This is a genomic window from Pseudarthrobacter sp. NPDC058119 (assembly GCF_042884655.1).
In the GTDB taxonomy this organism is placed as follows: Bacteria; Actinomycetota; Actinomycetes; order Actinomycetales; family Micrococcaceae; genus Arthrobacter.
This window is the reverse complement of sequence record NZ_JBHVTN010000003.1, coordinates 274,848-299,313: the sequence shown is the minus strand read 5'-3', so window position 1 is coordinate 299,313 and position 24,466 is coordinate 274,848. Positions and strand designations below refer to the sequence as shown.

At 66.8% G+C, this 24,466-nt stretch carries 19 protein-coding genes; 12 read left to right on the top strand and 7 right to left on the bottom strand.

The features are described 5' to 3' along the window. Positions 1-2 precede the first annotated feature (2 nt). The 4 genes from hpaD to ACFVTD_RS09285 form a co-directional block, all read right to left on the bottom strand. Entirely contained in the window at positions 3-1,082 is a 1,080-nt protein-coding gene (hpaD, locus tag ACFVTD_RS09300) for a 3,4-dihydroxyphenylacetate 2,3-dioxygenase (RefSeq protein WP_387561337.1), read from the bottom strand. Positions 1,083-1,156: 74 nt separating this feature from the next. Next, complete coding sequence (gene hpaE / locus ACFVTD_RS09295; protein WP_387561334.1) at positions 1,157-2,668, bottom strand: 5-carboxymethyl-2-hydroxymuconate semialdehyde dehydrogenase; 1,512 nt, start codon at positions 2,666-2,668, stop codon at positions 1,157-1,159. A 61-nt stretch (positions 2,669-2,729) separates the two neighbouring features. Continuing rightward, on the bottom strand, positions 2,730-3,389 hold the full coding sequence (locus tag ACFVTD_RS09290) for a GntR family transcriptional regulator (protein ID WP_387561331.1): 660 nt from the start codon (positions 3,387-3,389) through the stop codon (positions 2,730-2,732). After that, positions 3,382-4,854 carry a fumarylacetoacetate hydrolase family protein gene (locus ACFVTD_RS09285; protein WP_387561725.1) on the bottom strand — a complete coding sequence of 491 codons (1,473 nt, stop codon included), beginning with the start codon at positions 4,852-4,854 and terminating at the stop codon, positions 3,382-3,384. Before ACFVTD_RS09285 ends, ACFVTD_RS09290 begins: the two co-directional genes overlap by 8 nt. A 225-nt stretch (positions 4,855-5,079) precedes the next feature. On the opposite strand from ACFVTD_RS09285, the gene ACFVTD_RS09280 reads away from it, so the two are divergent. Then, complete coding sequence (locus ACFVTD_RS09280; protein ID WP_387561328.1) at positions 5,080-6,978, top strand: FAD-binding monooxygenase; 1,899 nt, start codon at positions 5,080-5,082, stop codon at positions 6,976-6,978. A gap of 189 nt (positions 6,979-7,167) precedes the next feature. After that, positions 7,168-9,402, top strand: coding sequence for a choline BCCT transporter BetT (gene betT / locus ACFVTD_RS09275; RefSeq protein WP_387561325.1), 2,235 nt, complete (start codon positions 7,168-7,170; stop codon positions 9,400-9,402). Between the two features lie 32 nt (positions 9,403-9,434). Here the strand turns inward: betT and ACFVTD_RS09270 are convergent, their stop codons facing one another. Together ACFVTD_RS09270 and ACFVTD_RS09265 are read right to left on the bottom strand one after the other, a co-directional pair. Continuing rightward, entirely contained in the window at positions 9,435-10,289 is an 855-nt protein-coding gene (locus tag ACFVTD_RS09270) for a prephenate dehydratase (protein ID WP_387561322.1), read from the bottom strand. 52 nt (positions 10,290-10,341) lie between these two features. Further along, positions 10,342-12,255 (bottom strand): amylosucrase, encoded by a 1,914-nt coding sequence (locus ACFVTD_RS09265; RefSeq protein ID WP_387561319.1) that lies wholly within the window; start codon positions 12,253-12,255, stop codon positions 10,342-10,344. Positions 12,256-12,460: 205 nt separating this feature from the next. Here ACFVTD_RS09265 and ACFVTD_RS09260 point away from each other — a divergent pair, with 205 nt between their 5' ends. After that, positions 12,461-13,918, top strand: a complete 1,458-nt coding sequence (locus ACFVTD_RS09260; protein WP_387561316.1) for an amidase — start codon at positions 12,461-12,463, stop codon at positions 13,916-13,918. Between the two features lie 12 nt (positions 13,919-13,930). Then, complete coding sequence (locus tag ACFVTD_RS09255; RefSeq protein ID WP_387561314.1) at positions 13,931-14,218, top strand: hypothetical protein; 288 nt, start codon at positions 13,931-13,933, stop codon at positions 14,216-14,218. Positions 14,219-14,285: 67 nt separating this feature from the next. Here ACFVTD_RS09255 and ACFVTD_RS09250 read toward each other — a convergent pair whose 3' ends face one another. Next, entirely contained in the window at positions 14,286-14,954 is a 669-nt protein-coding gene (locus ACFVTD_RS09250; RefSeq protein WP_387561311.1) for a GntR family transcriptional regulator, read from the bottom strand. Between the two features lie 125 nt (positions 14,955-15,079). Between ACFVTD_RS09250 and glyA the strand changes: the two genes are divergently transcribed. Genes glyA through ACFVTD_RS09210 form a run of 8 tightly spaced genes read left to right on the top strand, consistent with a single transcriptional unit; the run spans position 15,080 to position 24,225 of the window. Beyond that, positions 15,080-16,420, top strand: coding sequence for a serine hydroxymethyltransferase (glyA, locus tag ACFVTD_RS09245; protein WP_387561308.1), 1,341 nt, complete (start codon positions 15,080-15,082; stop codon positions 16,418-16,420). Further along, the gene (locus tag ACFVTD_RS09240; protein WP_387561305.1) at positions 16,417-17,637 is read left to right on the top strand and encodes a sarcosine oxidase subunit beta family protein; all 1,221 of its coding nucleotides are present in this window, start codon (positions 16,417-16,419) and stop codon (positions 17,635-17,637) included. The genes glyA and ACFVTD_RS09240 overlap by 4 nt, the downstream gene beginning before the upstream one ends. Positions 17,638-17,666: 29 nt before the next feature. Next, complete coding sequence (locus tag ACFVTD_RS09235; RefSeq protein ID WP_286399868.1) at positions 17,667-18,071, top strand: sarcosine oxidase subunit delta; 405 nt, start codon at positions 17,667-17,669, stop codon at positions 18,069-18,071. Continuing rightward, complete coding sequence (locus tag ACFVTD_RS09230) at positions 18,068-21,010, top strand: sarcosine oxidase subunit alpha family protein (protein WP_387561301.1); 2,943 nt, start codon at positions 18,068-18,070, stop codon at positions 21,008-21,010. The genes ACFVTD_RS09235 and ACFVTD_RS09230 overlap by 4 nt, the downstream gene beginning before the upstream one ends. Further along, complete coding sequence (locus ACFVTD_RS09225; protein ID WP_387561298.1) at positions 21,003-21,653, top strand: sarcosine oxidase subunit gamma; 651 nt, start codon at positions 21,003-21,005, stop codon at positions 21,651-21,653. The genes ACFVTD_RS09230 and ACFVTD_RS09225 overlap by 8 nt, the downstream gene beginning before the upstream one ends. Then, positions 21,653-23,068: an L-serine ammonia-lyase gene (locus ACFVTD_RS09220; RefSeq protein WP_387561295.1), complete on the top strand. Its 1,416-nt coding sequence runs from the start codon at positions 21,653-21,655 to the stop codon at positions 23,066-23,068. The genes ACFVTD_RS09225 and ACFVTD_RS09220 overlap by 1 nt, the downstream gene beginning before the upstream one ends. A gap of 3 nt (positions 23,069-23,071) precedes the next feature. After that, positions 23,072-23,968, top strand: a complete 897-nt coding sequence (gene purU / locus ACFVTD_RS09215) for a formyltetrahydrofolate deformylase (protein WP_387561292.1) — start codon at positions 23,072-23,074, stop codon at positions 23,966-23,968. A gap of 5 nt (positions 23,969-23,973) precedes the next feature. After that, positions 23,974-24,225, top strand: coding sequence for a hypothetical protein (locus tag ACFVTD_RS09210; protein ID WP_387561289.1), 252 nt, complete (start codon positions 23,974-23,976; stop codon positions 24,223-24,225). Positions 24,226-24,466 lie beyond the last annotated feature (241 nt).

Genomic DNA, 24,466 nt, shown 5'->3' with positions numbered 1-24,466 from the left:
GGTTAGACCTGGACTCCCAGTTTGAAGCCTTCGGCTGCTTCGCCTTCGGGCTTGCGGGTGTAGGAGAAACCGTCGGCGCCCACGGTCACGGCCATTTCGGACTTTTCCTCGCGGACGATGACCGGCTGGGGGTTGCCGTCGAGGTCCAGGACCAGGGAGGCCTCGGTGTACCAGGACGGGACCACGGGGTTGCCCCACCAGTCACGGCGCTGGTTGTCGTGGACGTCCCAGGTGATGGTGGGGTTGTCCGGGTCGCCGGTGTAGTAGTCCTGGGTGTAGATCTCGATGCGGTGGCCGTCCGGGTCCAGGATGTAGAGATAGAAGGCGTTGGAGACGCCGTGCCGTCCGGGGCCGCGTTCGATCCTGTCGCTGATCCGCAGGGCGCCCATCTTGTCGCAGATCTGGATGATGTTGTGCTTCTCGTGCGTGGCGAAGGCGACGTGGTGCATGCGCGGGCCGTTGCCGCCGGTCAGGGCGGTGTCGTGGACGGTCTGCTTGCGGTGCATCCACGCGGCGTACGTGACGCCGTCGGAGTCCTTGATGTCCTCGGAGACGCGGAAGCCGAGGTCCTCCAGGTACTTGCGGCCGCGGGGAACGTCCGGGGTGACCTGGTTGAAGTGGTCCAGGCGGACCAGTTCACCGGCGGAGTAGAGGTCGTAGCGCTGGGTGAGGCGCTCGACGTGCTCAACGTCGTAGAAGAACTCGTAGGGGAAGCCCAGCGGGTCCTCCACGCGGACCGAGTCACCCACGCCCTTGGTGAAGCCTTCCTTGCGGCGTTCCACCCGGCAGCCGAGCTCGCGGTAGTAGGCCTCGGCGGCGTCCACCTCGGCGGGGGACTTCACCCGGTAGGCGAAGGCGGCGACGGCGGCCACCGGTCCCTTGCGCAGCACCAGGTTGTGGTGGATGAACTCCTCCAGGGAGCGCAGGTAAATCGCGTTCTCGTTCTCTTCGGTGACGTGCAGGCCCAGGACGTCCACGTAGAACTCACGGGACCTGGCGAGGTCGGTGACCACAATCTCCATGTAGGCGCAGCGGACGATGTCCGGAGCCGGAACGGTGGGGGTGGGGACGAAGTTGGTCATTGGATTCTCTCTTCTTTGAAAGGGGGCGTGGAGGGTACGACGGCGGCCGGCTGGCTTAGGCGCCGAACGGTGTCCTAGGCGCCGAACTTGGGGGTGTGGACGGTTCCGAGCGTGATGTGTACGGCCTGCTGGTCGGTGTAGAAGTCGATGGAGCGGTAGCCGCCCTCGTGGCCCAGGCCGGAGGCCTTGACGCCGCCGAACGGGGTGCGCAGGTCGCGGACGTTGTGGCTGTTCAGCCACACCATGCCGGCCTCGACGTTCTGCGAGAAGTTGTGGGCCCGGGTCAGGTTCTGGGTCCAGATGTAGGCGGCCAGCCCGTACTTGGTGTTGTTGGCCAGGGCGAGGGCCTCGTCGTCGTTCTCGAACGGGGTGATGGCCACGACAGGTCCGAAGATCTCCTCCTGGAAGATCCGGGCGTCGGGGGCGACGTCGGCAAACACCGTGGGTGCAATGTAGTTGCCTTCGGGCAGGTGGCCGGGGCGGCCGCCGCCGGCCAGGAGCCGGCCCTCGGACTTGCCGATCTCCACGTAGGATGCCACCTTTTCGTAGTGCTCCGGGTGGACCAGGGCGCCCACCTGCGTCTTGGGGTCGTGGGGATCGCCCACCACGATGTTCTTGGCCCGGGCGGCGTACTTCTCGCAGAAATCGTCGTAGATGGCGCGTTCGACGAGGATGCGGGAGCCGGCGGTGCAGCGCTCGCCGTTGAGGGAGAAGACGCCGAACAGCGCGGAGTCAATGGCGGCGTCCAGGTCCGCATCAGCGAAGACGACGCAGGGGGACTTGCCGCCGAGCTCCATGGACAGGCCCTTGAGGTTGGCGGCGGCGTTGCGGAAGATCGTCTGGCCCGTGGTGGTCTCGCCGGTGAAGGAGATCAACGGAACGTCCGGGTGCTTGACCAGCGCGTCGCCGGCTTCCTCGCCCAGGCCGTTGACCAGGTTGAAGACGCCGTCCGGGAGGCCGGCGTCCTTGAAGATGGTGGCCCAGAGGGACGCCGAGAGCGGGGTGAACTCGGCAGGCTTGAGGACCACAGTGTTGCCGGTGGCCAGGGCCGGGGCGAGCTTCCAGGACTCCAGCATGAACGGGGTGTTCCAAGGGGTGATGAGCCCGGCAACGCCGATCGGCTTGCGGTTCACGTAGTTGATCTGCGAACCGGGGACCTTCATGGCGTCGTCGAACTGCGCCACGATGAGGTCGGCGAAAAAGCGGAAGTTCTCTGCGGCGCGCAGGGCCTGGCCCTTGGCCTGGGTGATCGGCAGGCCCGTGTCGAAGGTTTCAAGTTCGGCCAGGCGGGCTTCCTGCGCTTCGACGGCGTCGGCGATCCTGTTCAGCACGCGGGCACGCTCGCGCGGCTTCATCTTGGGCCAGGGGCCGTTCACGAACGCTTCACGGGCGGCGGCCACTGCGAGGTCGATGTCCTCCTTCTGCCCGGCGGCGGCGGTGGCGTAGTTCCGGTTGGACACCGGATCCAGGACATCGAAGGTCTTGCCGGAGACCGAGTCGACGAACTGGCCGTTGATGAAGTGCTGGATGTGCGTGGGCAGATCCTCGGGGATGTAGTGCTTGGCGGTTTCTACAGAGGCAGTCATCGTTGAAGTCCTAACTGTGTTCTTTGCGTACAAGTGGTGTGCGTTCTGCCGGGCGATTCGGCTAGGTGGTTTGGGCGAGGTAGGCGTCCAAGGTGGCGGTCCGGTGGAGCCGGGCTGCCTTTTCGATGGCGTCCGCGTCGGCTCCGGTCTCGATGAGCTTCAGCAGGTTCTCGTGTTCCTCCACGGAGTCGCGGGCGCGGCCGGGGACGAAGCGGAAAGTGGAGGACCGGAGGGACGCGAGCCTGTTCCAGCCGCGGTGCACCAGGTCCAGGATGTGCGGGTTGGGGCAGTGCTCGAACAGGACGCTGTGGAAGTCCTGGTTGAGCTGCGTGAAGCGGACCGGATCAAAGTGGTCCAGGCATGCGCGCATCTCCTCATTCACGGCGCGGGCCCGGCCTACCGCCGCGGGATCGATCAGCGGGGCCGACAGCGCGGTGGCGGCACCTTCCACGATGCTGAGGGTCTGCATGGTGTAGAGGTACTCGGTGGGATCGATGCCGGCGACGGTGGCGCCCACGTTGCGTTCGAAGGTCACCAGGCCCTCAGCTTCGAGCCGGCGGATGGCCTCCCGGACCGGGACCACGCTGAAGCCCAGGTCCTTGGCGATGGCGCCCAGGACCAGCCGGTAGCCGGGGGTGTAAGTGCCTTCGACGATCCGGGCTTTGACGGCCTGGTAGGCCTGCTCGGACTTGCTGCCGGCAACCGTGGTGGCCTCAGTCATTGTGGTTTCCTGCTTCCCATTCCTTGTACCGGGCCTGCCACTCCTTGTTCATCGGGTAGAGGCCGTCCACGCTGTTGCCCTGCCTGACCATCTCGAAGATGAAGGCCTCTTCCTTTTCCTGCTGGATGCAGTCGTCCACCAGTTCTTCGGCGATGGCCGGCGGGATGACCAGGATGCCGTCCGAGTCGGCCACGATGATGTCGCCGGGCTGCACGGTGGCTCCGCCGCAGGCGATGGTGATGTCGGTGTCCCACGGGATGTGGCGGCGGCCAAGCACAGCCGGGTGCGGGTTGGCGAAGTAGGTGGGCATGTCCAGGTCGGCGACGGCGGAGTAGTCGCGGATGCCGCCGTCGGTGATGATGGCTGCGGCGCCGCGGACCTGGGCGCGCAGGGCCAGGATGTCGCCCACAGTGCCGGTTCCTTTTTCGCCGCGGGCTTCCATGACCAGGATTTCGCCCTCGTTGACGGAGTCGATGGCCTTCTTCTGGGCGTTGAAGCCGCCGCCGTGCGTTTTGAACAGGTCCTCCCGGTTGGGGACGTAGCGGAGGGTGCGCGCCAGGCCCACCACGCGGCGGTCCGGGCGGGTGGCCTGCAACCCGTCGATGCTGACGTTGTTCAGGCCGCGCTTGCGCATCTGGGAGGACAGGGTGGCGGTGGCGACGGACTCCAGCTTGGCTTTCAGCTCCGGAGTAAGAGCAGGCGCGACGGCGGCAAGGCCCGCGGCTGCGCGGGAACCGTAGGCTTCCTCGCGCTGCAGGTCATCGACCTTGGGCTGGGCACCAAAGTCCGCGAACGCCGTCGTGCCTTCCTCAACGGTGGTGACCAGGCGGCCGGTGGAGAGCGAACCATCAATGGTGCCCACCTCAACCTCCAGCACGTCGCCCGGTTTCGCGACCGAGGCGCCGGCCGGGGTGCCGGTGAGGATGATGTCGCCCTCTTCGAGCGTGAGGAGCTGGGAGAGGTCCGCGACGAGCCGGGCGAATGGGAAGAGCAGGTCTTCGGTGGTGTCGTCCTGGACCAGCTCCCCGTTGTGCCAGGTGCGGATGCGCAGTTTGGAAGGGTCGACGGCGTCTGCCGGGATCAGTGCCGGGCCCACGGGGGTGAACCCGTCGCCGCCCTTGGACCGGAGGTTGGAACCCTTGTCCGCCCAGCGGAGGTCGTACACGCCGAGGTCGTTGCTGGCGGTGATGGCGGCGACGTGGCTCCAGGCGTCTTCGATCGGGATGCGGCGGGCGGCCTTGCCGATCACCAGGGCGATCTCGCCCTCGTAGCCGAGCAGTTCGCAGCCGGCGGGCCGTTCCACGGGGCTTCCGCCCAGGGCCAGCGAGCTGGAAGGCTTGAGGAAGTAGGACGGCTGGGCAGGGGTGCGGCCCCGCTGTGCCGCCCGGCTGGGGTAGTTGATGTGCACTGCGATCACCTTGCGTGCTGCCGCCAGGGTGTCGCCGTTGACCTGCTCCAAAGCCATCTCCTCATCAAGTACGAAATCGTATACGATCACTATTGCCCATCCCGCGCCGGTCGTCAACCCCTGCTTTCCGGGCTTTTGGCGGCCGGACCGATGGCACTTGTCGCCCGGATCACATCGAGCGTACAGTTGAAGCCAAGCTTAATTTTCGATTATCGAACCTTGTGTTCTCATATAGAACACGTTCAGAGCGACAGTCATCCACAACGAAGTGAGGAAAAGCCCGTGCAGTTCCACCACCACGGATACGTATCCGGTGACCCGCGAATCCAGCCGGCAGCCGGCGTCGGCCGTAATCGCCCCGAGGAACTTCCCGACGAAGTGGACGTCCTTATCGTGGGCACCGGCCCTGCCGGCATGCTCGCCGCTGCCCAGCTGTCCATGTTCCCCAACGTGACCACCCGCATCGTCGAGCGGCGACCCGGCCGGCTCGCCATCGGGCAGGCCGACGGCATCCAGGCGCGCAGCGTGGAGACCTTCCAGGCCTTCGGCTTCGCTGAGCGGATCATCGCCGAGGCGTACCGCATCACCGAAATGGCCTTCTGGAAGCCGGATCCCGCCAACCACGCCAACATCATCCGCACCGCCCGTGCGGTTGACGACGAAATGGGCATCAGCGAATTCCCTCATCTCATCGTCAACCAGGCCCGCGTCCTCGACTACTTCGCGGAGTACATGGCCAACGCTCCCACCCGGATGAAGCCCGACTACGGCTACGACTTCCAGGGCCTCACGGTGGCAGGGCAGGGGGATTACCCGGTGACGGTGACGCTGCGGCGCACCGCCGGACCCAACGAAGGCCAGGAACGGGTTGTTCGTGCGAAGTACGTCGTGGGGGCAGACGGGGCGCGGAGCAAAGTGCGCCAGGCCATCGGCTGCACCCTTGCCGGCGACCAGGCCAACCATGCCTGGGGTGTCATGGACGTGCTGGCCGTCACCGACTTCCCGGACATCAGGACCAAGTGCGCCATCCAGGGTGCCGAAGGCAGCATCCTGCTGATCCCGCGTGAGGGCGGCCACCTGTTCCGCATGTACGTGGACCTGGGCGAGGTGGACCCCGCCAGCCAGCACTCGGTCCGCGAGACCACCATCGAGCAGATCATCGCCAAGGCCAACGCGATCCTCCACCCCTACACACTGGATGTCCGGAACGTCGCATGGCACAGCGTGTACGAGGTGGGCCACCGGCTTACGGACAGGTTCGACGACGTCCTGCCGGACGAGCGCGGCACGCGCACCCCGCGGGTGTTCATCACCGGCGACGCCTGCCACACGCACAGTGCCAAGGCGGGCCAGGGCATGAACGTGTCCATGCAGGACGGCTTCAACATCGCCTGGAAGCTGGGGCACGTCCTCGAGGGCCGCAGCCCGGAAAGCCTGCTCTCCACTTACTCGGAGGAACGCCAGGTGGTGGCCAAGAACCTCATCGACTTCGACAAGGAATGGTCAACGATGATGGCCAAGAAGCCGGAGGAGTTCGAGCACCCCTCCGACCTTGAGGACTTCTACGTACAGACCGCGGAATTCCCTGCCGGGTTCATGACGCAGTACACGCCGTCCCTGATTGTTGGCGGCACCGACCACCAGGACCTGGCCGCCGGATTCCCCGTGGGCAAGCGCTTCAAATCCGCGCCCGTGGTCCGCGTGGGGGACACCAACCCGCTCCACCTGGGCCACCACGCCACCGCCGACGGGCGCTGGCGGATCTACGTCTTCGCCGACCCCGCCCTGCCTGGCACCAATTCGGCCACGGACAAGCTCGCCGACTGGTTTGGCAACTCGCCGGAGTCCCCGCTGGCCGCCACCCCCAACGGCGCCGACCCGGACGCGTGGTTCGACCTGAAGGTCATCTACCAGCAGCCGCACACCGCCGTCGACATCAATGCCGTGCCCGCCGTCTTCAAGCCGCTGGTGGGCCCCTTCAAGCTGACCGACTACGAGAAGGTGTACGCCACGGACCCGAAGGCGGACATCTTCGACCTCCGCGGCCTGGACCGCAGCGGCGTTGTGGTGGTGGTCCGCCCGGACCAGTACGTGGCCAATGTCCTGCCGCTGACGGCAACCGCGGAACTCAGTGCGTTTTTCTCACCCCTGCTGAATACCCGGCAGGCCCAAAAGGTGTAGGTGCCGCCCTCCCCGGTCCCACTCCGCCCGGCCCGGCCCGGCCCGGAGGCCGTGTACTACCATTGGCATGCAGCCCGCACGGCGAGTGCCCTTCTGTGCACGGCCTCCCTCCTTTCCCGGACCGGGGTCTCCTGCGGCCACCCGCCACGGGTGCCCGGCCGGCCCGCTGCCGATCGGAGGAGGACTTCATTGGCCGAAGAAGACGCACGCCACCCAGGGGACCAGCAGCCGACGGCGATTGTTCAACGCAGCCAGCTGGGCGGGACCGAACGGCGGCGCCCTGCCCCTGACGGGGAGAACCGCGCACCCGTTTCCAGCCGCGAGCTAAGCAGGGCCCCCGGCGAGCTCGTCGAACAACCCAAGCCCAGGGTCAACTGGCGGGTGTTCATCATTTCATCGGTCATCATTTTGGCGTTCTCGGCCTGGGCCATGCTCGCGCCGTCGAACGCCCAATCCGCCATGAAATCGGTGGTGGCCTGGATCGCGACCAATGTGGGCTGGTTCTATGTCCTCACCGTCACGGTGGTGATCGGATTCGTGCTGTGGGTGGCGCTGTCCAAGGAGGGGAAGGTCCGGCTGGGACCGGACCATTCCAGGCCCCAGTACAAACTCTTCACGTGGGTGGCCATGCTGTTCGCGGCCGGAGTGGGCATCGACATGCTCTTCTACTCCGTCACGGGCCCCATCACCCAGTACATGAAACCCCCGGCAGGCGAAGGCCAAACCGCTGCCGCAGCCCAGGACGCCGTGGTGTGGACCATGTTCCACTACGGCATCGCCGGCTGGGCAATGTATTCGCTCCTGGGCATGGCCATGGGGTATTTCGCCTACCGCTGGGGCATGCCGCTCTCCATCCGCGCAGTCCTGTATCCGCTCCTGGGCAAGCGCGTCCGCGGGGGAGTGGGCGACACCATCGATATCGTCACCCTGGTAGGCACCGTCTTCGGCGTGGCCACGTCCATGGGCATCGGCGTTGTCCTGCTCAACGTCGGCTTTTCCATTCTGTTCGGTCTGCCGGAGGGCCTGGCGCTGCAGATCGCCCTGGTGGTTGTCGCCGTCGTCCTCACCGCGGCGGCCTGCACCTCAGGGGTGGACAAAGGCATCCGCTGGATCTCCGAACTGAACATCTGGAGCGCCGCGGCCATGCTGCTGTACATCCTGGTGACGGGCAAGACGTCCTTCCTGCTCAACTCCATGGTGGAAAACATCGGCAGGTTCCTCTTCACCCTGCCCGACCGCACCCTGCAGACCTTCGCCTATGAGGACGGGGGCTCGCAATGGATGGCCAGCTGGACGCTCTTCTTCTGGGCCTTTTGGCTGGCATGGGGCCCGTTTGTGGGGCTGTTCCTGGCCCGCATCTCCCGCGGCCGGACCCTCCGGGAATTCGTGATCGCCGCCATCACCGCACCGGTACTCTGCGACTTCCTGATCGTGAGCATCTTCGGGAACAGCGCCATGCATGAGGTCCTGGGCGGCAACTCGGAGTTTGCCAGGCTCGCCATGGCCAGCCCGGAGGAGGGCTGGTACGCCCTCCTGAACATGTTCCCGGGAGCGAGCTTCCTGATCGGGCTCGGCACGCTGTCCGGCATGCTGTTCTACCTCACCAGTGCCAATTCCGGCGCCATGGTCATGTCCAATTTCTCGTCCACCATTCCGGACCCGGCACAGGACGGCGCCAAGTGGCTGCGGATTTTCTGGGCTGTCCTGACGGCGCTGCTGACCATTGCCATGCTGGTGGCAGGGGGCGTCACCACCATGGAGTACGCAACCCTGATCTTCGCCCTTCCGGTAACCGTCATCGCCTGGCTCGTGATGGCCTCGTTCTCCAAGGCGCTCCGGATGGAGCGGGCCGAACGGGAAGGGCAGGTCCTCCGGCGGCAGTCGACGGCGGCCCACGGCGGCCAGGTGCCGGACCGAACCTGGCGGCAGCGGCTTGCGGGCATGCGGGCCTACCCGTCGAAGAAGCAGGTGGCCCTGTTCATGGAGGAGACGGTGCAGCCGGCGCTCGCCGATGTGCTGAAGGAGTTCACCAAGCAGGGGTATCACGCCACCCTGGACCTGCTGCCAAATCCGCACACGGGTATTTCCAGCCACGCCCTGGTAGTCAGCATCCCGGGGCACCGGGACTTCCATTACCAGGTCCAGGCCGTGGAAGCGCCGGTGCCGATGTTTGGCGGCCGCATGTCCAGGCAGACCGATATCTACTATCGGGTGGAGGTTTTCGCCCAGACCGGTTCCGAAGGCTACGACTTGATGGGACTGTCCCACCAGCAAGTGATCGACGACGTCCTGGACCGGTACGAAGCGCACCTGGGCTTCCTCACGTACTCAACCCAGCACGACTACGCGTCTGTGCTCACCCCGCCAATGTCCACGGGAAGCATGGCAGTGGTGGAATCCGACGCCACAGCGCGCGGGGAGTAACACCCCCGCGCGCTGTGGCGGGGAGCCCTGGGTCAGGCGGTGGCTGCCGCGGCCCGGTAGTCGGCCGCCGGGTACACGCCGAGGATCCGCACCTCGGTGGTGAAGAAGTCCAGTTCCTCGAGGGCCAGCTTCAGCGGCAGGTCCTCGGGGTGGCCTTCGACGTCGGCCATGAACATGGTCGCGGCGAATTCGTTGCCCACCATGTAGCTTTCCAGCCGTGTCATGTTGACGCCGTTGGTAGCGAAACCACCCAAGGCCTTGTACAGGGCGGATGGGACGTTGCGCACGCGGAACACAAAGCTGGTGACGGCCGGACCGGGAAGTTCGTCCTTGGCCGGGAGTGCCTTTTCACGGGCCAGGACCACGAAGCGGGTGGTGTTGGAGGGATCGTCCTCCACCCGGGAGGCCAGGACCTCCAAGCCGTAGATCTGGGCGGCCAGAGGCGGGGCGAGGGAGAGCTTGCGGGGATCGTTCCACTCCGCCACCTCCCTGGCGGACCCAGCAGTGTCACCGGCGATGACCGGCTTGAGGCCGTGGTCGCGGATCAGTTTCCGGCACTGGCCCAGTGCGTGGATGTGGCTGTGGACCTCGGTGGCCCCTTCAATGGTGCTGCCCGGGATGCCCAGCAGGTCGAAGTGGATGGGCAGGAAGTATTCGCCCACTATCTGCAGGCTGGACTGCGGCAGCAGGATGTGGATGTCCGCCACCCGGCCGGCGATGGAGTTTTCGATCGGGATCATGGCCAGCTCCGCCTCGCCGCCGGCCACCAGCTCAAAGGCGTCCTCAAAGCTCGCGCACGGCACGCTTTCCATGTCCGGGAACATTTGCTGACACGCGATGTTGGAGTTGGCGCCGGGCTCACCCTGGTACGCAATTTTGGAGGCCATGATCCGTATGGTTTCACGGCGCGCCGCCAGCTCCCAATTACTGGTCCCGGGGTTACCGCGGCGTGACGCGCAGCCAGAGGTATTGCCGGGGAAGGAGCGTAACGCCGTCGTCCATGTGCAGGGCTGCTTCGGAGAGAAGGTCGACGGCGGCGGGGGAGAACCCGCCGAACGTTTCCGCCGGGAGGGTCTGGGCGGAGTCGCTGAAGTTGGCCAGGGCCAGGATGGTGGGGCCGCCGCCAGGGCCGCCCGGCCGCTGGTACCCGAGCACCGCGCGATTGTTGGTGCCGAAGTCGATCAGCGTGGTCCCTCCCAGCTCGGGGGTGCCGGCCCGGACCTCAATCATCCGCTTCAGCCCGGCATACACTGCTCCTTCCGGCGTGGACGGGTCTGTCCTGCGGGCGTACTGTTCCGCGGGGAAATGCGGCCGGTGCACCCAGCGGCTGTCCGCCCCGTGGCCCGGCTCGGACGCGTAGTCGTAGTCGTTGACTTGCCCCACTTCGTCCCCCAGGTACAGCAGCGGGACACCGCCGGTGCTGAAGGGGACCGAGTGGGCCAGGAGGATCCGTTCCACCGCCTCGGCCGGGTCAACCTCCATGCCGCACAGGGACGCCGTCGTGCCTGAAATCCGGCAGTCGCCGGTCTTCGGGTTGTCCTGGAACGGGACGCCGCGGGCGAAGCTGCCGGGAAAGCGGTTGACGTAGAAGGAGTTCAGGAAGCGCCGGTGGTCGAAGCCGTTGATGCCCAGCTCGGCCGCGTCCTCGTCCGCGAAGGTCCAGCCGATGTCGTCATGGCTGCGGACGTAGTTCACCCACGCCGTGCCGTCCGGGATGTTGTGCCGACGGTGGAGAGCCTGAGCCAGGAGCGAGACATCCCGGGTGGCCAGGGCTTCCCAGATGAGCGCCATCTGCAGGGGGTTGTAGGAGAGCTGGCATTCCTTGCGGTCGATGTAGAGCGCCACCTCGTCCGGGTGCACGATGGCCTCGGACTTGAACAGCAGCGACGGCGCGGCCAGCCGGCATACCGCGTTGAAGGCCCGCAGCAGCGTGTGCGCCTGGGGGAGGTTCTCGCAGGGCGTTCCCAGTTGCTTCCAGATGAACGCCACCGCATCCATGCGCAGGATGTCCACGCCCTGGTTGGCCAGGAACAGCATTTCGGCCGCCATGGCCCGGAAAACCTCGGGGTTGGAGTAGTTCAGGTCCCATTGGTACGTGTGGAACGTGGCCCACACCCACCGGCCGTCGTCCATCCGTATAAAGGAGCCCGGGTGGTTCTCGGGGAAGATCTCGCGGACGTTCGCTTCGAAAGCGTCCGGAATGGTCCGGTCCGGGAAGATCCAGTAGTAGCCGCTGTATTCCGGATCGCCGGCGGCTGCCTTGCGGGCCCACTCGTGCTCGTCCGAGGTGTGGTTGAAGATAAAGTCCACCACCAGGCTGATTCCGTTGGCCTTGAGCTCGGCGGCCAGGGACCGCAGTTGCTCCATGGCGCCCAGCTTGGGGTTGACCTCACGGTAGCTCGAGACCGCATACCCGCCATCCGAGTGCGGTTCCGGCGCCAGGAACAACGGCATGAGGTGGAGGTAGGTCAGGCCCAGTTCCTTGAAGTACGGGATGCGGGCACGGACCCCTTCCAGGCTTTCGGCGTACCGGTCCACGTAGCAGACGCCGCCGAGCATCCGGTTGGACTGGAACCAGTCCGGCTCTTGTTCGCGGCCGGCGTCCAGGGCCTTCAGTTCCGGCGAGCGTTCCTGCCAGGACCGGGCGCTCTGGACCACCAGCGCGGACAGCTGGTCCATCCAGTCATTGCGGTCGCCGTACAGGGAGTGGAAGAGGCTGCGGAGGGTGGGGAAGTGCTGGTCGAAGCGGCGGTCGAAGTCCGGGCCCGGTCGCAGTCCTTGCTCCCGTCCCGCCGACAGTGCCGCAAGGACATGCCGCCGGGCTTCTTCGTCCTCGTTGACGTGTTCCTGCATGACCGTCTGTCCCTTCCGAACTTCCCGCCGGTACATTTGGCGGCCCTGTACGGAAGTATTCCACGTCACACCGAGGTGGAGCCGGTGTGACGTGGAAGGGGGCGTGCGGGCCTGTCATCGCCCGGCGTCCGGGCGTAGACTGTCGCAGACAGCGACCGCAGTGATCCCGTACCGGGAGGTTGCAGTGGATGAACAACTCCGTTGGATGGACGCAACCGGGCAGGCCGATTTGGTCCGCTCCGGACAGGTCACTGCCGCCGAACTCCTTGCAGAGGCCCGGGAGCGCATCAGGATCCTCAACCCCCTCCTTAACGCCGTGGTCACTGAACTGGAAGTCCCGCCGCTCGGCAATGCGCTGACAGGGGAGCAGAGCTCTGTCGAAGCCCCTTTCCCGGGGGTGCCCTTCATGGTCAAGGACCTTGCCCTGGAAATTGCCGGGACACCCTTCTCCGAGGGCTCGCGGTGGCTTGCCGGGAATGTCTCGCGCAGCGATCAGGAACTCGCCCAGCGGTTTCGCCGGGCCGGGTTGGCTGTCACGGGTAAGACCAATACCTGCGAGTTTGGCTTGAGCCCGCACTGCGAACCACTGTTGCACGGTGCAACACGCAACCCCTGGGACTTGGCCCTTTCAACCAGCGGATCCAGCGGAGGGTCGGCGGCCGCAGTTGCCGCCGGGATAGTCCCAATGGCCCACGGCAACGACCTGGGCGGGTCGTTGCGCTACCCGGCAGCATGGTGCGGGCTGTTCGGTCTCAAACCGACCCGGGGCAGGGTGCCGCTGGGCCCTGAGTACGGGGACGTGGCAGGTGGCCTCGCGGCCGAATTTGCGCTGACCCGTACGGTGCGCGATGCGGCGGCGTTGCTCGACGCCGTCGCCGGTCCTTCAGCCGGCGACCCCTATTGCGCTCCGACTCAGCTGCGACCGTACACGGCCGAAGCCGCGACTGCCCCGGGCCGGCTGAGGATCGCAGCCACGGCGGCACCCAACGGACGCCAACAGGTCCATCCTGACTACCGGCGGGCGTTCGATGCAACGGTGGACTTGCTCGCAAGCCTGGGCCACGAGGTAACAGAAGCTCACCCCGAACCGCTGGACCGTGCCGGACACCGCGCCATCCGCGCTGTCTACGGAGCAGCGGCGGGATGGATCGAGGGGTACTGGAGGCGGCGGCTGAACCGTGGGCCGGAACCTGGGGAAATCGAGCCGTACACCGAGGTCCTGTTCGAACGCGGGCGGAAGGTCAGCGCGGCAGATTACCTTCAGGGAGTCGAGGAACTGCAGCGATTCAGCCGCCGGATTGCCGGGTTCTTTGAAGGTTACGACTTGTGGCTGACCCCGACGGTCGGCTGGCCGCCGTTGCCGCTGGGCACACTGACGGGGCCCGCGGACGATCCCCTTCGCGGAGAACGGGAGGCTGGCCGCTTCCTGATGTTTGACGGCGAGTACGCCAACATTACGGGCAACCCGGCCATGTCCGTTCCGTTGGCCGTGGATTCTGCCGGGCTTCCCATCGGTATGTCCTTCCTGGCATCGTTTGGTGCCGAGGGCACCCTCTTCCGGCTGGCAGCCCAGCTGGAGCAGGCCAGTCCCTGGGCCGGGCGGCGCCCGGCGGTGATGCTCAGTGAATCCGCGCCGCAACCATCCAGCAGCGAATCCAGGTGAAGGAGACGCGCAATGTATTTGGGAATGTACAGCTTCCGCGGGGACCCGGCCGAGCTTCTTGCCGGCCACGACCGCTTGCTGGCGCTCCTGCCCCAGGGCCAGCTCGACCTGCACCTGTGTGTGCAGACAAAAGACGGCATTGCCGTCCTGGACACCTGCCCGGACCGGGAAATCTTCGACAGGTTCAGCGGCAGCCGGGCATTTCAGGAGTTGGTGGCCTCTGCCGGCCTGCCCCGTCCCGAGATACAGCACGTGGGAGACGTCAAAAGCTACGTCCTGCCGGTTGAACGCACTGCCTAAGGAAACCGCACGCGGGCCATTCCGCACTCCAATGGTTGCCGAATAATCTCCCTTTTGGCGCAGCAGCCTAGAGCACGTTCCGGATGGCCTGCTCGAAACTGGTGACGTGCTCCAGGGCGAGCTTGCCGGCCCGGTCCGCATCGCCGTCGGCCACTGCTTCGAGCAGCTCAACGTGCTCGGCGATGTGGGACGCGACGGACGGTACCTTTTCCAGCACCATGCACCAGATGCGCGTGGCCAGGTTGTCGTAGCGGATCAGGACGTCCTCAAGGTGTGCGTTGGCCGCGGCCCGGTAGATCAGGCGGTGGACCTTGATGTCGTACCGCATGAGGTCATAGGGGTCATAGTCGTCACCCATGGTGGAAATCGCTTCCGCGGTCTCCCGGATTTCCGCCCGAAGCGCCGGCGTTGCCAGCTTGGCGGCGCGGCGTGCTGCCAGCGGCTCCAGGGACTCGCGGAGCTCGGAGACATCGGCGAGTTCGGTGATGTCCACGATGGTGGCGAACGTGCCGCGGCGGGGATAGGACACCACAAGGTGGTCACTCTCCAGGCGCTTGAGTGCTTCCCTGACCGGCGTGCGGCCGATCCCCAGTTCGGCGGCCAGCTTCCCGTCGTTGATCGCCTCGCCGGGCCGGATGTCCAGCATGATGAGCCGGTCGCGGAGGTGCCGGTAGGCCTGTTCGGAAAGCGAGAGGTCCCCGTCGCCGGCCAGGTGGTTCTCTAATATGACGCTCATTTCGAGCCTTCCCAGGAGTGCTATTGACGTCCAAGTGATCTGGAACATACTATTACGACAGTTCTAATATATCAGTTACAGATCAGTTAGAGGTCAGTAACTCCGAAGGGCACATAAGGAGAACAATGCAGGACGTACTCAACGCCTCGCTCGCCACGGTCGACGCCGACGTCGCCGCCGCTGTGGCGCAGGAACTGCACCGCCAGCAGTCCACCCTGGAAATGATTGCGTCGGAGAACTTCGCTCCGACCGCCGTGATGGAAGCCCAGGGCTCGGTGCTCACCAACAAGTACGCCGAGGGATACCCGGGCAAGCGCTACTACGGCGGCTGCGAGCACGTGGACGTCATCGAGCGGCTGGCCATCGACCGCGTGAAGGCCCTGTTCGGTGCCGAGTTTGCCAACGTGCAGCCGCACTCCGGCGCGCAGGCCAACGCCGCCGCCATGTTCGCCCTGCTGAACCCGGGCGACACCATCCTGGGACTGTCGCTGGCCCACGGCGGCCACCTGACCCACGGCATGAAGATCAACTTCTCCGGCAAGCTCTACAACGTGGTGCCCTACCACGTCCGCGAAGAGGACCTCCGGATCGATATGGCCGAGGTGGAAGCCCTTGCCCTCGAACACAAGCCCAAGCTGATCGTGGCCGGCTGGTCCGCCTACTCCCGCCAGCTGGACTTCGCCGAGTTCCGCCGCATCGCGGACCTCGTGGGCGCCTACCTGATGGTGGACATGGCGCACTTCGCCGGCCTGGTGGCAGCCGGCCTGCACCCCAACCCCGTCCCGTACGCGGACGTGGTCACCACCACCACCCACAAGACCCTGGGCGGCCCCCGCGGCGGCGTCATCCTGGCCAAGGAGGAATACGCCAAGAAGATCAACTCCGCCGTCTTCCCGGGCCAGCAGGGTGGCCCGCTGGAGCACGTTGTCGCCGCCAAGGCCGTGGCCTTCAAGCTCGCAGCCGCCCCCGAGTTCAAGGAGCGGCAGGAGCGCGTGCTGGAAGGCGCCAAGCTGCTGGCCGAACGCCTCCTCCAGGAAGACGTCGCAGCCGCGGGCATTTCGGTGGTCAACGGCGGTACCGACGTCCACCTGGTCCTGGTGGACCTCCGCAACTCCGAACTGGATGGCCAGCAGGGTGAGGACGCCCTCCACCGCATCGGCATCACCGTCAACCGCAACGCCGTCCCGTTCGACCCCCGTCCCCCGATGGTCTCCTCCGGCCTCCGGATCGGCACCCCCGCGCTGGCCGCCCGCGGCTTCGGCGCCGCCGAGTTCACCGAGGTTGCAGACATCATCGCCACGGCACTGATCGCCTCCGCCGGCACGGGCACCCTGCCCGGGGACACCGCCGTCGAACTCCGCGCCCGCGTGACCACCCTGGCCGAAAAGTTCCCCCTCTACCCGCACCTCTCCGCCGATGCCAGCCTGGCCGGTGCAGAAGCAGAACTGATTGGAGCAGCCCAGTGAGCGCCCCCCACCTCCCCGAACACCCGGACTTCCTCTGGCGGAACCCGGAACCCAAGTCCTCCTACGACGCCGTGATCGTCGGCGGCGGCGGCCACGGGCTGGCCACCGCCTACTTCCTGGCCAAAAACCATGGCATGACCAACATCGCCGTCCTGGAAAAGGGCTGGCTGGCCGGCGGCAACATGGCCCGGAACACCACCATCATCCGCTCCAACTACCTCTGGGACGAGAGTGCGGCGATCTACGAGCAGGCCCTCAAGCTGTGGGAAATCCTGCCCGAGGAGCTCGAGTACGACTTCCTCTTCAGCCAGCGCGGTGTGATGAACCTGGCCCACACCCTGGGCGACGTGCGCGAAAGCATGCGCCGGGTGGGCGCCAACAAGCTCAACGGCGTGGACGCCGAGTGGCTGGACCCGCAGCAGGTCAAGGAACTCTGCCCCATCCTGAACATCCGCGACAACATCCGCTACCCGGTCATGGGCGCCACCTACCAGCCCCGCGCCGGCATCGCCAAGCACGACCACGTGGCCTGGGCGTTCGCCCGCAAGTGCGACGAAATGGGCGTGGACATCATCCAGAACTGCGAGGTGACCGGCTTCCTCAAGGACGGCGACCGTGTGGTGGGCGTCAAGACCAACCGCGGCACCATCAACACCGAAAAGGTGGGTCTTTGCGCCGCCGGCCACAGCTCGGTCCTGGCCGAAATGGCGGGCTTCCAGCTCCCCATCCAGTCCCACCCGCTGCAGGCCCTGGTGTCCGAACTGCACGAGCCCGTCCACCCCACGGTGGTCATGTCCAACCACGTGCACGTCTACGTTTCCCAGGCGCACAAGGGTGAACTGGTCATGGGCGCCGGCGTCGACTCCTACAACGGCTACGGCCAGCGCGGCTCCTTCCACGTGATCGAGCAGCAGATGGCCGCCGCCGTCGAACTCTTCCCCATCTTCGCCCGGGCCCACGTGCTCCGGACCTGGGGCGGCATCGTGGACACCACGCTGGACGCCTCGCCGATCGTCGGCACCACCCCGGTGGAGAACATGTTCGTGAACTGCGGCTGGGGAACCGGCGGCTTCAAGGGCACGCCCGCCGCCGGCATGACCTTCGCCCACACCATCGCCACCGGCGCCCCGCACCAGCTGAACAAGCCGTTCTCGCTGGAACGCTTCGAAACCGGCGCCCTCATCGACGAACACGGCGCCGCCGCCGTGGCCCACTAGCCGCCGCCACCAGAAAAGGACTAACGCACATGCTGCTGATCCCATGCCCCAACTGCGGCCCGCGGGACGAAACCGAATTCCACTACGGGGGACAGGCCCACGTCGCCTACCCCGAGAACCCCAACGAGCTGACCGACACTGAGTGGTCCCGCTACCTCTTCTACCGGGAGAACCCCAAAGGCATCTTCGCCGAACGCTGGGTCCACAGCACCGGCTGCCGCCAGTGGTTCAACATGCTCCGCGACACCGTGAGCTACGACATCAAGGCTGTCTACCCGATGGGGTCGAAGCGGCCTGACCGCTCCCCGGACGGCGCACCCGAAACAGGGACTGCCAGCACCGGCCCCGAGAGCACCACCACGGGAACCGCCGCACCCAGCACCTCCACCACGAGCATCCTCAGCACCACCGCCCCGGAAGGAGCGACCAAGTGACTTCCCAGAACGCCCGCCTGGCTACCGGCGGCCGCATCGACCGCACCATCTCCTGGCGCTTCACCGTGGACGGCGAGGAGTTCACCGGCCACCCCGGTGACACCCTGGCCTCGGCACTGCTGGCCAACGGCCGCATCGCCGCCGGCAACTCCCTTTACGAGGACCGTGCCCGCGGCATCATGTCCGCCGGCGTGGAAGAGGCCAACGCCCTGGTCCGCGTGGAAGCCCGGTTCCCCGGCCACGTGGCCGAATCCATGCTTCCCGCCACCGCCGTCTCCCTGGTGGACGGACTCCAGGCCACCCTGCTCAACGGCTTGGGCAAGCTGGACCCGGAGGACGACCGCGCCGAATACGACAAGAAGTACGTCCACACCGACGTCCTGGTGATCGGCGGCGGCCCCGCCGGACTCGCCGCGGCCCGCGAGGCTGTCCGCACCGGCGCCAGGGTGATGCTGCTCGATGACCAGCCCGAACTCGGCGGCTCGCTGCTCTCCGGTTCCACCGCTCCCGGCCATGCCGAGACCATCGAGGGAAAGCCCGCCCTGGAATGGGTGGCCGACGTCGAAGCCGAACTGGTGTCCGGCGCCGAATCCACGGTCCTGAACCGCACCACCGCGTTCGGCGCCTACGACGCCAACTACGTCATCGCCGTCCAGAACCGCACTGACCATCTCACCAGCCCCGCAGCCCCGGGTGTGTCCCGCCAGCGGATTTGGCACATCCGTGCCAGCCAGGTGGTCGTCGCTCCGGGCGCCCACGAGCGTCCCCTGGTATTCGAAAACAACGACCGTCCCGGCATCATGCTCGCCTCCGCCGTGCGCAGCTACCTGAACCGCTACGGCGTGGCCGCCGGCAAGCGCGTCGTCATCAGCACCACCAATGACAGCGCCTACGCCGTGGCAACCGACCTCGCCGCCGCAGGCGTCAAGGTCGCCGCCGTGGTGGACGCCCGCCCTGCCCTGACCGCCGTGGCCAGCGCCGCCGTCGAATCCGGAATCCGGGTGCTGATCGGCAGCGCCGTGGCCAACACCTCCGCCGGCGCCGACGGGCGCCTGGACGGCGTGACCGTCCGCAGCATCAACGACGACGGCGAGCTCACCTCCGGCGTCGAACAGATCGCAGCAGATCTGCTGGCTGTGTCCGGCGGCTGGAGCCCGCTGGTCCACCTGCACTCCCAGCGCCAGGGCAAGTTGCGCTGGGACGAGGAGCTGGCAGCCTTCGTGCCCAGCACCGAGGTTCCCGCCCAGCAGACCATTGGTGCCGGCCGCGGCTCCTTCGCCACCGAAGACTGCGTCGCGGAGGGCATCTCCGCCGGCGCGAAGGCGGCTATCGCCGCAGGCTTCGAATCCGACGTCGAACCGTCCGTGTTTGGCGAGCCGAAGGCTTCCGCCCCCACCCGCCAGCTGTGGCTGGTACCGGGCGAGAGCGGCACCCCGGACGACTGGCACCACCACTTCGTCGACTTCCAGCGCGACCAGTCCGTGGCGGACGTCCTCCGCTCCACCGGAGCCGGCATGCGCTCGGTGGAACACATCAAGCGGTACACCTCCATCAGCACCGCCAACGACCAGGGCAAGACGTCCGGCGTCAACGCCATCGGCGTGATCGCTGCGGCCCTGCGCACCGCCGGCGAAGCCTCCCGGGGAATCGGCGACATCGGCACCACCACCTACCGCGCCCCCTTCACCCCGGTGGCCTTCGCCGCACTGGCAGGGCGCCAGCGCGGGGAACTGTTCGACCCCGCCCGCGTCACGTCCATCCACCCCTGGCACGTGGCCAAGGGCGCGCTCTTCGAGGACGTCGGACAGTGGAAGCGCCCCTGGTACTACCCGCAGGCCGGGGAGGACATGGACGCCGCCGTGCTGCGCGAATGCGCCGCCGTCCGCGACTCCGTGGGCTTCATGGACGCCACCACCCTGGGCAAGATCGAAATCCGCGGCAAGGACGCGGGAGAGTTCCTCAACCGCGTCTACACCAACGCCTTCAAGAAGCTCGCCCCGGGCTCCGCACGCTACGGCGTCATGTGCCTCGCCGACGGCATGATCTTCGACGACGGCGTGACCCTCCGCCTGGACGAGGACACTTTCTTCATGACCACCACCACCGGCGGCGCAGCCAAGGTGCTGGACCACCTGGAGGAATGGCTGCAGACCGAGTGGCCGGAGCTGGACGTACAGTGCACCTCGGTGACCGAGCAGTGGAGCACCATCGCCGTCGTTGGGCCCAAGTCCCGCGAAGTGATTGCCAAGGTGGCCCCGGAACTGGCCACCAACGGCGGGCTGGACGCGGAGAACTTCCCGTTCATGACGTTCCGCGAAACCACCCTCGCCTCCGGCATCCGCGCCCGGATCTGCCGGATCTCCTTCTCCGGTGAGCTCGCCTACGAGATCAATGTTCCGGCCTGGTACGGGCTGAACACCTGGGAGTCCGTGGCCGCCGCCGGGGCCGAGTTCAACATCACCCCCTACGGCACCGAAACCATGCACGTGCTGCGCGCCGAAAAGGGCTACCCGATCGTCGGGCAGGACACCGACGGCACCGTCACCCCGCAGGACGCCGGCATGGAGTGGATCGTCTCCAAGGCCAAGGACTTCATCGGCAAGCGCTCCTACACCCGGTCGGACGCCCAGCGTGAGGACCGCAAGCACCTGGTCAGCGTCCTTCCCGTGGACGGTACTTTGCGCCTGCCCGAAGGCACCCAGCTCGTGGAAAAGGGACGCTCCACCAACCCCGCCTACGGTCCCGTGCCGATGGAAGGGTTCGTCACCTCCAGCTACCACAGCGCAGCGCTGGGCCGGTCGTTCGGCCTGGCCCTGATCAAGAACGGACGCAACCGCATCGGCGAAACGCTCGTGGCAGCCGCCGGCGACCAGCTGGTGGACGTGGTTGTCGCAGAAACAGTGCTTTTTGACTCTGAAGGGACCCGTAAAGATGGCTGAGACAGCAGCATCCCCGACCTCCGCAAAGACCAACGCCGAGAAGAACCTCGCCGCCCGCGTCAGCGCGGCCCGCCAGTTGGCGGACGAGTTCGCGGCAGGCTCCCTGGCCGGCACCGTCGAAATCTCCGAGGTGCCCTTCCTGACCATGGTGGGCCTCCGCGTACCGGCCGGCTCCGCCGCGGCGGAGCGCCTGGCCGGCGTCACCGGCGGCCTCCCCGCCGGCTCCGGCGCGGTGGCCGGCAACGGCGACACCTCCGTGCTGTGGCTTGGCCCCTCCGAGTTCCTGGTAGTGGCACCCACCGAGGCGCACGAATCCCTCGGCGGGGACCTCATCCCCGCCCTCCGGGAAGCGCTGGGCGGCGACGCGGGCCAGGTGGTGGACCTGTCCGCCAACCGGACCACGTTCGAACTGACGGGCCCCCGGGCCCGCGCCGTCCTGGAAAAGGGCAACTCGCTGGACCTGCACCCGCGGGTCTTCAAGACCGGCACCGCCTTCTCCACCGAAATCGCGAACATCCCCGCCATCCTGTGGAAGACCGGTGAGGAGTCCTTCCGGATCTTCCCGCGCGCTTCCTTCGCCGAGTTCCTTGGCCGGTGGCTGCTGGACGCCATGCGGGAGTACGCCTCGCCAGAGGTTCCCTGATGGCGCTCAGCGTCCTTGACCTCTTTTCCGTCGGCATCGGGCCCTCGTCGTCACACACGGTGGGCCCGATGCGGGCGGCAAAGCTGTTCGCGGACGGCCTGAAAGGTGATGGCCAGCTGGCCGCCACCGCCCGCGTCCAGACCGAACTCTTCGGCTCCCTCGGCGCCACGGGCCGCGGCCACGGCTCGGATAAAGCGGTGGTCCTGGGGCTGAAGGGCCTGGATCCGGAAACCGTGGATACCTTCACGGCGGACGACCAGGTGGCAGCCGCCGCGCTGGACGCCGAACTCCACATCGCCGGGGTTCACCGGGTGGACTTCAACTGGGAAGAGGACGTGGTCCTCCACCGGCGCAAGTCCCTCCCCGCACACCCCAACGGCATGACCTTCCGTGCCCTGGACCACGCGGGTGCCGTGCTGAGCGAGCGGAGCTTCTACTCGATCGGCGGCGGCTTCGTGGTGGACGGCGACGCCGAGGGTGCGGACAAGGTGGTGCCTGATGACACCGTGCTGCCGTACCCGTTCTCCACCGCGGATGAACTCCTGCAGATCTGCAGCCGTGAAGGCATGTCCATCTCCGAGGTCATGCTGGCCAACGAACTCACCTGGCGCAGCGAAGCGGAACTCCGCGAGCAGTTGCTGGGGCTGTGGGCCGTCATGCGCGAATGCGTAGAGAACGGCTGCAACGCCGAAGGCATCCTGCCCGGCGGCCTGAACGTCACCCGGCGGGCGCCTGCCCTGTTCCGCACCCTGACGGCCTCTGCCGCCACCGCCGAAGCCGCGGCAGCGTCGCCGTCGCCCGTCCAGGCACCGGCCGACCCGCTGCTCGCGATGGAATGGGTTAACCTCTTCGCGCTGGCCGTGAACGAGGAGAACGCCGCCGGCGGCCGGATCGTCACCGCCCCCACCAACGGGGCCGCGGGCATCGTTCCGGCTGTCCTGCACTACTACGTGAAGTTTGTTCCAGGGGCTAACGACGACGGTGTGGTCCGCTTCCTGCTGGCGGCGGCCGCCGTCGGAATCCTGTTCAAACTGAACGCCTCCATCTCCGGCGCCGAAGTGGGCTGCCAGGGCGAGGTGGGCTCCGCCTGCTCGATGGCTGCGGCCGGGCTCTGCGAAGTGCTCGGCGGAACGCCGGCGCAGGTGGAGAACGCCGCTGAGGTGGGGATCGAGCACAACCTGGGCCTCACCTGCGATCCCGTGGGTGGCCTGGTGCAGATCCCGTGCATCGAGCGGAATGCGATCGCCAGCGTGAAGGCGATCAACGCGGCCCGGCTGGCCCTGCACGGGGACGGCAGCCACAAGGTCTCGCTGGACAAGGCGATCAAGACCATGCGCGACACCGGAGCCGACATGAAAACCAAGTACAAGGAAACCTCCCGAGGAGGCCTCGCCGTGAATGTAATCGAGTGCTGAGCCATGACTGTTACTGAAACCCATCTCCCCGCATCAAAGGCGCCCACCACCGTGGAACACGTCCTGACCCTGGACTGCCCGGAAGGGCCCGGCATTGTGCACGCAGTGTCCGGATTCCTGCTGGAACACGGCTGCGACATCATCGACAACAAGCAGTTCGGTGAGCGCTCCGAAGGCCACTTCTTCATGCGCGTGCACTTCGCCTCCGAAGGCGATGATTCCACGCTGGAGGAGCTGCGGACCTCCTTCGCCCCGGTGGCGGAAAAGTTCGGCATGCGCTGGCAACTGGAACGCCACGGGTCCAAGCGCAAGGTACTGATCATGGTGTCCAAGTTCGGGCACTGCCTCAACGACCTGCTGTTCCGGTCCCGCATCGGCGAGTTGCCCGTGGAAATCGTTGCCGTGGTGTCCAACCACCGGGACCACGAGGCACTGGTGGAGTGGCACGGCATCCCGTTCCACCACATCCCGGTCACGGCCGACACCAAGCCCGCCGCGGAAGCCGCGCTGATGGCGCTGGTGGACGGACTGGACGTGGAACTGGTGGTGCTGGCCCGCTACATGCAGGTGCTCAGCGACGACCTGACCCGCAAGCTGGACGGCCGGGCCATCAACATCCACCACTCGTTCCTGCCCAGCTTCAAGGGCGCCAAGCCGTACCACCAGGCGTACGCGCGCGGCGTCAAGACCGTCGGCGCCACCGCCCACTACGTCAACGCCGAGCTGGACGAGGGACCCATCATTTCCCAGCAGGTGGTGGACGTGGACCACACCTACGGCCCCGAGGACCTGGTGGCCGCCGGCCGCGACACCGAATGCAAGGCCCTGTCCAATGCCGTGAAGTGGCACTGCGAAGGCCGGGTCATCCTGCAGGGCAACCGCACCGTGGTGCTCCGGTAACTGCCGTGTCGCTGCGCAAATACCGTGACTGGAACCGGCTCGTGGGCATCCCCGTGGAGGTCCGGCGGTACGGCCGGACCATCCGCACCGGCGTGGTGGACGAGGTCATGCCGGATTCCTCCATGCTGTGGCTGATGGCCGACTCGTCCCATGGCCGGACTCTTTACAACGCCCACGAGGACTTTGAGGTCTGGATCGAACTGGAGCTGCTCGAAGCGCACCACCTCCTGCAGGTGGCTGCGCCCGTCAGCGTGTAATCCTCCTGGACTGCCAAGAACGCGGCTGGCTGCCCCACAAGGGCCGCCGGCCGCGCTTTTGCATGTGCCGATAGCCTTACCGGAAGGCAGGCGGCGCTGAATTTCCCCGGCTTTGGGAAAGCACGACGGCGTGTCCCGGCCACACGCCGTCGTCCGGCGGGCAGTCCAGGCCAACCCGGGGAGACCTGGCAGGCAATTGGGCGCAGCAAGAGGGGCGTGCGGCCCGGGAACAGTCCCGGGC